Annotated in this window: 10 protein-coding genes; 4 read left to right on the forward strand and 6 right to left on the reverse strand. The window is 74.6% G+C overall.

Features of this window, described 5'->3' with window-relative positions:
- Positions 1-184 precede the first annotated feature (184 nt).
- Together ABT122_RS32370 and ABT122_RS32375 are read right to left on the reverse strand one after the other, a co-directional pair.
- The gene (locus tag ABT122_RS32370) at positions 185-850 is read right to left on the reverse strand and encodes a DedA family protein (RefSeq protein ID WP_351559548.1); all 666 of its coding nucleotides are present in this window, start codon (positions 848-850) and stop codon (positions 185-187) included.
- Positions 847-1,617, reverse strand: a complete 771-nt coding sequence (locus ABT122_RS32375; RefSeq protein ID WP_351559550.1) for an MBL fold metallo-hydrolase — start codon at positions 1,615-1,617, stop codon at positions 847-849. Before ABT122_RS32375 ends, ABT122_RS32370 begins: the two co-directional genes overlap by 4 nt.
- Positions 1,618-1,723: 106 nt before the next feature.
- Between ABT122_RS32375 and ABT122_RS32380 the strand changes: the two genes are divergently transcribed.
- The 4 genes from ABT122_RS32380 to ABT122_RS32395 all read left to right on the forward strand — a co-directional run bounded on the left by ABT122_RS32380 (position 1,724) and on the right by ABT122_RS32395 (position 6,115).
- Positions 1,724-2,128 (forward strand): hypothetical protein, encoded by a 405-nt coding sequence (locus ABT122_RS32380; RefSeq protein WP_351559552.1) that lies wholly within the window; start codon positions 1,724-1,726, stop codon positions 2,126-2,128.
- Between the two features lie 89 nt (positions 2,129-2,217).
- The gene (locus ABT122_RS32385) at positions 2,218-4,386 is read left to right on the forward strand and encodes a phage holin family protein (RefSeq protein ID WP_351559554.1); all 2,169 of its coding nucleotides are present in this window, start codon (positions 2,218-2,220) and stop codon (positions 4,384-4,386) included.
- 43 nt (positions 4,387-4,429) lie between these two features.
- Positions 4,430-5,470 (forward strand): zinc-dependent alcohol dehydrogenase family protein, encoded by a 1,041-nt coding sequence (locus ABT122_RS32390; RefSeq protein WP_351559556.1) that lies wholly within the window; start codon positions 4,430-4,432, stop codon positions 5,468-5,470.
- A gap of 225 nt (positions 5,471-5,695) precedes the next feature.
- Positions 5,696-6,115, forward strand: a complete 420-nt coding sequence (locus tag ABT122_RS32395) for a hypothetical protein (RefSeq protein WP_351559557.1) — start codon at positions 5,696-5,698, stop codon at positions 6,113-6,115.
- Here ABT122_RS32395 and ABT122_RS32400 read toward each other — a convergent pair.
- The 4 genes from ABT122_RS32400 to ABT122_RS32415 all read right to left on the reverse strand — a co-directional run bounded on the left by ABT122_RS32400 (position 6,105) and on the right by ABT122_RS32415 (position 10,197).
- On the reverse strand, positions 6,105-6,911 hold the full coding sequence (locus ABT122_RS32400; protein WP_351559559.1) for a helix-turn-helix domain-containing protein: 807 nt from the start codon (positions 6,909-6,911) through the stop codon (positions 6,105-6,107). The genes ABT122_RS32395 and ABT122_RS32400 overlap by 11 nt on opposite strands.
- Before the next feature lie 45 nt (positions 6,912-6,956).
- A complete protein-coding gene (locus ABT122_RS32405; RefSeq protein WP_351559561.1) occupies positions 6,957-7,385 on the reverse strand; it encodes an SsgA family sporulation/cell division regulator in 429 nt (142 codons plus the stop codon).
- Between the two features lie 98 nt (positions 7,386-7,483).
- Positions 7,484-8,950, reverse strand: a complete 1,467-nt coding sequence (locus ABT122_RS32410) for an FAD-dependent oxidoreductase (RefSeq protein ID WP_351559563.1) — start codon at positions 8,948-8,950, stop codon at positions 7,484-7,486.
- Positions 8,947-10,197, reverse strand: a complete 1,251-nt coding sequence (locus tag ABT122_RS32415) for an MAB_1171c family putative transporter (RefSeq protein ID WP_351559565.1) — start codon at positions 10,195-10,197, stop codon at positions 8,947-8,949. Before ABT122_RS32415 ends, ABT122_RS32410 begins: the two co-directional genes overlap by 4 nt.
- Between the last annotated feature and the right edge of the window lie 144 nt (positions 10,198-10,341).

Below are 10,341 nucleotides of genomic sequence, written 5' to 3' on the forward strand. Positions count from 1 at the left end.
TGGCCGGCCGCTGGTCCACGGGGGCCCGCAGGGGGCGGGCCACGGTCGGGGGCCGGCCCCCGAACCCCCGCTCCTCAATCGCCGGAGGGGCTGGATTTCGTGCCCCGGCTCTCCGGCGGGTCGGGCAAAACCAGCCCGGCCCGGGGCGCCTCCCGGAGGTCGCTTGAGGACGAACCCCGCGGGGTCAGGCGGGGCGGCCCTGGCTGCCGGGGGTGGGGCGGCGGAGGCGGCGCCAGAGGATCGGGGCGCCGCTGATCGCCACCGTCAGCGCCACCGCCACCACCACCCCCTTCCACGCCTGGTCGAACAGCACCCCACCCAGAATCCCGATCAGCTGATACGTCACCGCCCACGCCAGACACGCCGGCACATCCCCCCGCACAAAACTCCGCAGCGGCATCCGCGCCAGCAGACACGCCATCATCACCGGAATCCGCCCCGCCGGAATCAGCCGGGAGAGCACCAGCACCGCCACCCCGTGATCCTCCAGCTTCCGCCGCGCCTGCTCCAGCCGCTCCTCCGGCGCATGGCTCCGCAGCTGCTCCAGCCAGCGGGAGCCGTTCCTGGAGCGCACCCCGCGCTGCCCGAGCCAGTACAGCGTCACATCCCCGAGGAGCGCCGCGCCCGCCGCCACCAGGAAGATGAACAGCAGCGTCAGCGGCGACGACTGATGGAAGGCCACCACCGCCGCCGAGCTGACCACCGCCCCCGTCGGCACCACCGGCACCAGCGCCCCCAGGGCCACCAGCAGAAAGATCGACGGGTACCCCACCGCCTGCTGGGTGGACTCCGGCGGCAGCGCCGCCAGGAACTCCGAGACCCGCCCCACCGCGTCCGACAGCGAACTCACCGTGCGGCCTCCGGCCTGAACCGTTCCCCGTGCCCCAGCCGGCACACCGACACCCCGGGCGCGAGCACGGCGGCCTTCCGCACGAACTCGTCGCCCGGGGCGTAGAACTCATGCGGCCGGACCCCGTCCATCCCGATCGGCCAGTACGTCCCGTAATGCACCGGAACCGCCCATCTCGGTCTCAGTGCCGCGAGCGCCAGCGCCGCGCGGCCCGCGTCCAGGTGGCCATGGCCCAGATAGGGCCCCCACCCGCCGACCGGCAGCAGCGCCGTGTCCACCTCGCCGACCTCCTCGGCCATCGAGTCGAAGAGCCCGGTGTCCCCGGCGAAGTACGTCCGTGTCTCCCCGCTGATCACGAACCCGAGCGCGGGCGAGCGCTGCGGGCCGACCGGCAGCCTGCGCCCGTCGTGCCGCGCCGGCACCGCCCGTACCGTCAGCCGCCCCACCCGCACCTCGTCCCCGGGCCCCACCTCGCTCACCCGCAGCCCCAGCCGGGTCACCCCCGGCACCGCCCGCGCGGCCCCGCGCGGCACGATCAGCCGCGTCCCGGGCGCCAGCCGGCCCAGCGACGGCAGATGCAGATGGTCGGAGTGCAGATGCGAGACCAGCACGGCGTCCGCCTCCGCCGCCTCGGGCGGCGGCACCGCCCCGCACCGCCGCCGCAGATGCGCGAGCCGCCGGACGAACAGCGGATCGGTCAGCACCCGGGTTCCGGAGTCCTCGACCGTGCAGGTGGCATGACCCCACCAAGTGACCTCCACCGGCACGCGACCCTCCCAGCTCCCGACGCTTTCCCTACGAGCCTATGGCCTGACCGGCCCGCCCGGCCGGGGGATAGGCTCGGCGCGAACGACGAGAGCAGGGTGAACGACCATGAACGGCTTACGCGTGGCGACCATCGCCAGCCTGACCCCCCTCGAAGAGCTGGACCGGGAACCCTTCCTGGTCGACACCCGGGGCCAGCAGGCCATGTGCGCCCGCTGGGCGGCCGAGCGCGGCCACACCGTCACCAGACACCTCCTCTTCTACGGGCTCCGCCCCGACCACCGGGGACTGTGGGCCGATGTGGACGACGGCCAGGTCGATCTCTTCCTCGTCCCCACCGGGAAGGTGCTGGCCCGCGCCCTGACCTCGGTGGCCGACTTCGCCGCCGAGTGCGCGCGCCGGGGCGTACCGCTGGAGACGGCGGGCGAGGACGAGCCGGTGTACGACGCCGCCATGAAGGCGGATGTCCACCGCCGGCTCTCCATGCCGACCGCCGGCTACGACGGCTGCTGACCGCCCCGCCCCCTCGCGCCACCCCTCCCCGTCCCGAGCGGTCCGCGCGCTGTGCCACGCTGGAGGACGATTCGGGACGAGGTGACGGTGTGACCGCAGGGCGATGGCGCAGGGCGGGGAGTGCCCTGCTGCGGGTGGTCGTGGTGTGGGCGGTCTCCACGCTGACGATGCTGGCGCTCGCCGGTGCCCTGCCGGACTTCCGGCTCCAGGGCCCCGACGGCGACAGCGTCACCCGCACCGCGCTGACCGCCGCCTGGGGCGCCGGGGCCTTCGGCCTGCTCACCGCGCTGGTCTGGCCGCTGGTGGTGCGCGCCCTGCTGCTGGTGCCCGCCCTCGTCCTCGGTCTGCTGGTCTTCTTCCTCAACGGCTCGCTGCTGCTGATCGCCCTGCGGCTGATCCCCGACGGGCGCGGCGACGCGGCCCCCGAGACGGCCGTCGTCGTCGCCGCGGTGATGTCGGCCGTCGCCTCCGCCACCTCCACCGCGCTCGCCGTGCGCGACGACACCGCCTACCGGCGCAGGCTCTCCCGGCTCGCCACCCGCCGCAGACGCCGCGCCGGGCAGGCCGGCGGCGACCCGGCCTGCCCGGGAATGCTCTTCCTCCAGCTCGACGGCGTCGGCCACGAGGTGCTGCTGCGCGCCGCCAAGGACGGGCTGATGCCCACCGTCGCCCACTGGCTCGACGGCACCCACCGGCTCACCCCCTGGCGCACCGACTGGTCCAGCCAGACCGGCGCCAGCCAGCTGGGCATCCTCCACGGCTCCAACCACGACGTCCCCGCCTTCCGCTGGTACGAGAAGGACCGCGGCCGGATCATGGTCAGCAACCGGCCCGCCAGCGCCGTCGAGCTCCAGCGCCGCGCCATCGAGCGGACCGGCGACGGAGGGCTGCTCACCTTCGACGGCGCGAGCCGGGGGAACCTCTTCAGCGGCGGGGCTGACCAGGTCGCCCTGGTGCTCTCCGTCTCCACCCGGCGCGGCCGGGCCAACCGCTCCCGGGCCGGCTACTTCGTCTACTTCTCCGACCCCGCGAACGCGGTCCGCACCGCGATCTCCTTCGTCGCCGAAGTGGTCCGTGAGCTGCGCCAGTCCACCCGTGCCCGGCTGCGCGGCGACACACCGAGGGTCCCGCGCGGCGGTCTCTACCCCTTCATCCGGGCGTTCGCCACCGTCGTCTCGCGCGATGTGGTGGTCGCCGCGGTGATCGGGGACATGCTGGCCGGCCGCACCTCCGTCTACGCCGACCTCGTCGCCTACGACGAGGTCGCCCACCACTCCGGGCCGCACAGCCGGGACGCGGGCCGGGTGCTCCAGTCCCTGGACCGCTCCCTCACCCTGATCTCCCAGGTCGCCGAGCACGCGCCGCGCGGCTACCGGATCGTGCTCCTCTCCGACCACGGACAGAGCCCCGGGGAGACCTTCGAGAGCGCCTACGGACTCACGCTGAAGGATCTTGTACGGGCCGGGTGCGGGCTGCCGGTGTCGCGGCGCGCCGAGCGCTCCCGGTGCGGCGCCGAGGCCCGGGACGCGGTCGGGGACGCTCTGCGCGGAGCCCTCCACCGGCGGCTGGCCGAGGGCGACCCGCTGCCCGAGGCGGGCCCGGACGCCGAGCCGGTCGTCCTCGCCTCGGGCAACCTCGCCCTGATCTCCTTCCCGGATGTGCCCGGACGCCTCAGCCGCGAACAGATCGAGGCCCGTCACCCCGCCCTGCTGAGCACCCTGGCCGACCACCCCGGCATCGGCTTCCTGCTGGTGCGCAGCGAACGGCACGGCTCGGTGGTGCTGGGCGCCGGCGGGGTCGAGGTGCCGATCGCGGAGCTGACCGACGACGGGCCGCTCGCCGGTTTCGGCAAGGGCGCGGCCGACGCCGTGCGCCGCACCGACACCTTCCCCCATGTCGCCGACATCATGGTCAACTCGATGTACGAGCCGGAGACCGGCCGGGTGCACGCCTTCGAGGAGCAGATCGGCTCGCACGGAGGCCTCGGCGGCGAGCAGTCCCAGCCGTTTCTGCTCTATCCGGCGGATCTCTCCCCGCCCGTCGACGACGGCGCCGAACTCGTCGGCGCGGAGAGTGTGCACCGGGTCCTGCGGCACTGGCTGCGGGAGTGCGCGGGACCCCAGGTGCCGGTGCCTCCCTCCGACGGCCCGGACAGCGCTGAGGGCTCCGGCCCGGTCGGCCCGGACAGCCCGGTCGGCCCGGTCGGCCCGGACAGCCCGGTCGGCCCGGGCGGCTCGGATAGCGTGGGCGCGAGCTGAAGCACCGCCGCAGGCCCCCGCAGCCCAGCCGAGGAGGTTTCCCGTGCGCGCCGTTGTGTTCGAGGAGTTCGGTGGTCCGCTCTCGGTGACGGAGGTGCCCGACCCGCGGCCGGCACCCGGTGGCGCGGTGGTCCGTGTCGAGGCCACCGGGCTGTGCCGCAGCGACTGGCACGGCTGGATGGGCCACGACACCGGGATAGCCCTGCCGCATGTGCCCGGCCACGAGCTGTCCGGAGTGGTCGCGGCGGTGGGCGCCGGGGTGCTGCGGTGGCGGCCGGGCGACCGGGTCACCGTGCCGTTCATCTGCGCGTGCGGCCGGTGCGAGCCCTGTGCCCGGGGCGCGCAGCAGGTGTGCGAGCGGCAGCGGCAGCCCGGGTTCACCGACTGGGGGTCGTTCGCCCAGTACGTCTCCCTGCACCGGGCCGACACTAATCTGGTCGCCCTGCCCGAAGCGCTCTCCTTCGCCACGGCGGCGGCCCTGGGCTGCCGCTTCGCCACCGCCTTCCGCGCGGTGACCGGACCGGGCCGGGTGCGGGCGGGGGAGTGGGTCGCGGTGCACGGCTGCGGCGGGGCCGGCCTCTCGGCGGTGATGATCGCCGCCGCCTGCGGGGCCCGGGTGGTCGCGGTCGACATCTCCCCGGGCGCGCTGGAGCTGGCCCGGGCCTGTGGCGCCGAGGTCTGTGTGGACGCGGCCTCCGGCGAGAGCGTGCCGGCGGCGGTCCGCTCGGCCACCGGTGGCGGCGCCCATCTCTCCCTGGACGCCCTGGGCTCCCCGGTGACCTGCCTCAACTCCCTGGAGAGCCTGCGGCCCCAGGGCCGCCACGTGCAGGTGGGCCTGCTGCCCGCCGGGGTCCATCTCCCGCTGGACCGGGTGGTCGCGCTGGAGCTGGAGATCCTCGGCAGCCACGGCATGGCCGCCCACGCCTACCCGGCGATGATGTCCCTGGTCGCGACCGGTGCGCTCCGGCCCGAGCTGCTGATCACCGGTGAGCTGGGGCTGCACGGCGCGCCGGACGCCCTGGCGGCGCTGGGTGCGTCCCCGGTGCCGGGCATCACGGTGATCCGCCCGCAGCACCAGGACTGATCCGCGCCCTGATCCGCGCCGGGACCGGGCCGCGCCGGGCGCCGGGCGCCGGGCCCGGGTCCCGCCCGCGTACGCACCGGGGACGCCGCCCGCCATTACCCCGCGCGTCATCGACCGGCCCCCACTCCGTCGAGCACTGTGGTGCGGACGGAACCCGGGCGGCGCACTCCGCCCGGGTTCCCTCCCCGACCAGGCGCCACAACCCCCGACGGAGGCCGATCCGCCATGACCGCCACGCTTCTCACCGGTATCGCCCGCACCACCGAGCCGGGGACCGCGCTCCGCCGCTTCCTGGCCCTCGACGCCGTGGTGACCGGGGTCAACGGGCTCGTCTGTCTCGTCGCCCCGGGCCCCCTCGCCCGGCTCCTCGGCCTCGACCGGAGTCTTCTCCTGGTGCTCGGCGCCGCGCTGCTCCTCTACGCGGCCGGTGTCGCCGCCGTCGCCGCCCGCCCCCGGCCCGCCGGCCTCGCCGTCCGGGCCGTCGTCGAGGCCAATCTGCTGTACGCCGCCGTCAGCGTCGCCGCGCTCGCCCTCTGGCTCGACCCGACCACGGCGGGCGCCGTCTGGATTCCGGTCCAGGCGCTGACCGTGGCCGCTCTCGCCGTGCTCCAGTTCTCCGCGCTGCGCGCCCGCGCTACGGAGTGAGGGAGCGCAGATACGCGACGGTCGCCGGGTCCGCCGGCAGCATGGTCTCGATGGCCAGCTCGGCGACCGTCACATCCATCGGTGTGTTGAACGTCGAGATCGACGACACGAACGACAGCACCCGCCCCTCGTGCTCGACCACCATCGGCAGGGCGAAGTACGGGTACGGAAACGTCTCGTCCCCGCTCCGGCCGTCGCCGCCCTCCGGCACCGGGTAGGCGGCGACCTCCTCGTACAGCTCCCGCAGGGCGTCGGAGCGGACCAGGGCGATCTGGCGCTCCATCTGGTGCAGCAAGTGGCCGCGCCACTCCCGCAGATTGCGGATGCGCGGGGCGAGCCCTTCGGGGTGGAGCGTGATCCGCATCGCGTTGAGCGGCGGGGTCAGCAGATGCTCCGCCACACCGTCCAGCAGCATCGTGATCCCCCGGTTGGCCGCCACCACCCGGTACAGGCCGTCCACGACCAGCGCCGGATAGGGCTCATAGCCCCGGAGCAGCCGGTCCAGGGCCTCCCGCAGCGTCCCCATCGAGGGGTCGTCGAGCGGGGTCTCCGCGTACCGGGGGGCGTAACCGGCGGCGAGCAGGAGGGAGTTGCGCTCCCGGACGGGGACGTCCAGATGCTCCGCCAGCCGCAGCACCATCTCCTCGCTGGGGCGCGAACGGCCCGTCTCCACGAAGCTGATGTGGCGCGCCGACGAGTCCGCGCGCAGCGCCAGTTCCAGCTGGCTCACCCGCCGGCGCTCCCGCCAGCCGCGCAGCAGAGGGCCGACACCCGTACGGGTCACCGCAGTCGTCATGTCCAGACCGTAGTACGGCGCGCGGCCCGGGTGGCCCGAGGGGGGTCAGTCCTGCCAGTCCCGCGCATCGCTCAGCAGCGCCGCCACGGTCCCGTCGATGTCCAGGGCGCCGGCCTCCAGATCGGCCGGGACCGCCGCGTAGGTGCGGAGGAGGAAGTGGCGCAGCCGCCCGGTGGAGAACCGCAGCAGCGCCACTCCCTGCGACGACCGCAGCTCCACCGCCGTCCGGCCCCGGCCGCAGGGCCGGACGCGCACATCGCCCACGCCCGAGGGGGCCCGCAGCCCCGCCTCCAGTAGCGCTCGGGCGAAAGTCCAGGTCACCCCGGTGCCATTGAGCGACATGTCCGCGGAGAAGGTCATATGGACCGCGAGCGGGTCGTGCGCGCCGTAGGTCAGCCACACCGTCAGCGGGACGGGCCGAGGGGCGTCGCTGATGAGCTGGGCCGGGATGGGCTGTTCGACCGTGGGAATCACCGGGCGCTCCTCTGCTGCGGGTACAACTCCTCGCCCGTAAGACGGGGTTCGGGCCGCACCCGGCAGCACTCCGGCGCCACCAAGTGATGTGACGTGTATCACATGTCATGGGGTTCGAGGGGGAACCCGGTCAGCGGTGGGCTCCCTCCCCCCGAGACGATCTTCAACTCCTCCTCCGTCAGCGGCGGGCCCGTCAGCGGCGACCGGCCGGGACCGCGCAGGGCGGCCACCACGATGTCCGGGTGCAGCCAGGACGACAGCGGCCGGGAGAGGGTGATCACATCGAGGAAGGCCCGGGTGAGCCGGGCGCGCCCCGTCGCCCCGTACGTCAGCCGGGTGGCGTAACGGTTCACCAGAGCCGATCCCGCGACCGGCCCCTGCCCGACCGCACCCGGGTACTGGATGTCCGTGGACGTCGCCAGATCCCAGGCGACGGAGACCGGCCGGGAGACGGCCCGCTGCACCCGGCGGGCGAACCCCGGCTCGTCGGGGCGGTGGCGCAGCAGCGCGCCGCGCAGCCCCACCAGCCCCTGCGCCGCGACGCTCATGCCCTGCCCGTACACCGGGTTGTAGGTGGCCACCGAGTCACCGACCGCGATGAACCCCTCCGGCCAGCGCGGGGCCCGCTCGAACCAGCGGCGCCGGTTGACCGTGGAGCGCGTCACCGCGACCTCGTCCGAGAGCGGCACCGCCCGCGAGATCAGCTCGCCCACGACGGGATGGCGCACCGCCGAGCGGGCGTACGGCTCGAACTCCTCCGGGTCCGCCGACGGCCGGCCGCCCCGGGTGCCCGAGAGCGTCACCATCCAGAGGCCGCCCTCCACCGGGACCAGCGTCGCCGTCCGGCCCGGGACCGGATCGCCGGGGTTCGCCTGGACATTGACGACGGGGAAGTCCCCGCTGTTCGCCGGGGCCCGGTAGAGCCGGGTCGCGTACACCAGACCCGAGTCGACCCGGCCCTCCTCGATGCCGTCGACGCCCAGCTCACCGAGCCAGCCCACGGCCCGCGAGCCCTGGCCGCAGGCGTCGACGACCAGATCGGCGGCCAGCGTCAGCTCCCGGCCCCCCGGGCCGCTCACCCGCACCCCCGTCACCCGGTCGGCGGAGCCCGCCAGCGACTCCACCGCGAACCCCTGGAGCAGGGTCACCGCCGGCCGTCCCAGCACCTGCTCGCGGAGGACCGAGTCCAGCAGATCCCGGGTGCACGCGATGGTGAACTGCGTCTGCGGCCACCGTCGGAACCAGCCCTGCGAGGAGAGCGTGACCAGCCCCGTCGGCAGCGGAATCCGCCGCGCCCCCGCCGCGATCCAGCGCTCGGTGATCCCGGGTATCAGCTCCTCGAAGGCACGGGCCCCGCCGGACCAGAGCAGATGGGTGTGGCGGGCCTGCGGCAGCGAGCGGCGCGGCACCGGGCCGTCGGGGAGCACATCGCGCTCGACGACGGTGATCTCGTCCACCAGGCCGTCCATGGCCGCGGCGGTGAGCATGCCCGCCAGCCCGCCGCCGAGGACGACGGCGCGGCTGCGGGGCCTCTCGCCGGCACGGACACGGGCGGGGCTCGTCATCGGGTCCTGGTCTCCGCGTTCTGTGAGGGGGAGGGGCCCGGCGGCTGACCGGCCGCCGGCGGGGAGGGTGCGGCGGCGCCGCGGACGGCCTCGGTCAGCAGCGGGGAGCGCATCCCCCGGGAGAGCTGCACCAGCCGGTCGCGCCCCGGGGCGAGAGCCGCGGTGAGCGCGTCCGCGCCGGCCTGGACATGCTCCTCGTCCTCCGCCGGGGGCACGGCGTCACCGCGCGAGCCCACCGCCGCCATCACCATCGCCGCGACCCCCACGATCACCGCCTGCGGGCCCGGCGCGCCGCCCGCGAGCACCGACTCGTAGGCCCGCTGCCGCACCCGGTCGTCCAGGAACGGCTGGAGCCTGAGCAGTTCGTCGTGGATCGCCGTCTCCCGCACGGTGAGCCGCAGCCCGGCCGGGGCCCACCAGGGGATGTCCGGCAGCGGAGGGCGGATGCCCGGCGCGGAGCGCAGATACCGGGCCAGCGGGCCCAGTCGCGCGTACGTCAGCCAGGCCCGGCGCACCCCGGTGAGCCTCGGGCCCAGCAGCGGCAGCAGAAAGCCCACGGTCAGCACCAGACCGCCGGTCGCGGCCAGCGGCGGGGCCACGGTGGTGCTCAGGGTGGACCAGTCGCGGCCGGTCCACCGCGCCACCACCGCGGTCAGCTTGGCGATCCCGAAGGCCAGATTGAAGGCCAGCCCGACCACCAGCACCACCAGGCCCAGCCGCAGCCAGTGCGCCACCGCCCGGGCCCAGCGCAGACACATCACGACCGTCACCGCGGCGGCGGCGATGTGCGCCACCAGATAGGTGACGATCATCTCCCGGATGAACGGGGTTCCCGCGTAGTACGTGTCGAAGTCCCGCAGCCGCTCCACCCCGGCGTCGCCCGCCAGGAAGAGCAGCGGCAGCGCCGCCATGGCCGCTCCGTACGCCGCGATCCACCGCCGGGAGCTGCGGCGGACCCGCTCCTCCGGGCCGCCGCGCCAGTTGACGATCAGCACCAGACAGGCACAGCTGAAGGAGCACATGATGCAGTAGACCAGCGGGGCCGAGAGATTGGTGACCCCGGTGATCCGGTTCACCGCCGCGATGGTCGGCGGGGCGGCGAAGAAGAAACAGATCGCCGCCGTGAAGAGCAGGAACAGCACCGAGCGCACCATCGGGTCGTGCCGTCCGCGCCGCAGCGCGGGCAGTTTGGCGGCGAAGGCGATCCCGAGGGCGATGGCGGGGACGTAGTAGTCGCTGTTGCGCATGGGAGGAATCAGCCCTGGCGGTGCCCGAGGGAGTCCTGGATGCGCTGGGCTCCGGAATCCCGGTCGAGCTGGGACTTCGGCCGCACCGTCGGCCATCTCGCGGCGAGCGACCACATGGTCGCGCTCGACCATTTCCTTTCGACG

The organism is Streptomyces sp. NPDC001985 (genome assembly GCF_040296845.1).
GTDB lineage: Bacteria > Actinomycetota > Actinomycetes > Streptomycetales > Streptomycetaceae > Streptomyces.

What these genes read in the sequence shown, in the direction of transcription:
- ABT122_RS32395 (WP_351559557.1), top strand. Translation starts at nt 5,696, where the DNA reads ATGACCGCCACGCTTCTCACCGGTATCGCCCGCACCACCGAGCCGGGG.
- ABT122_RS32410 (WP_351559563.1), bottom strand. Translation starts at nt 8,950, where the DNA reads ATGACGAGCCCCGCCCGTGTCCGTGCCGGCGAGAGGCCCCGCAGCCGC.
- ABT122_RS32415 (WP_351559565.1), bottom strand. Translation starts at nt 10,197, where the DNA reads ATGCGCAACAGCGACTACTACGTCCCCGCCATCGCCCTCGGGATCGCC.
- ABT122_RS32380 (WP_351559552.1), top strand. Translation starts at nt 1,724, where the DNA reads ATGAACGGCTTACGCGTGGCGACCATCGCCAGCCTGACCCCCCTCGAA.
- ABT122_RS32400 (WP_351559559.1), bottom strand. Translation starts at nt 6,911, where the DNA reads ATGACGACTGCGGTGACCCGTACGGGTGTCGGCCCTCTGCTGCGCGGC.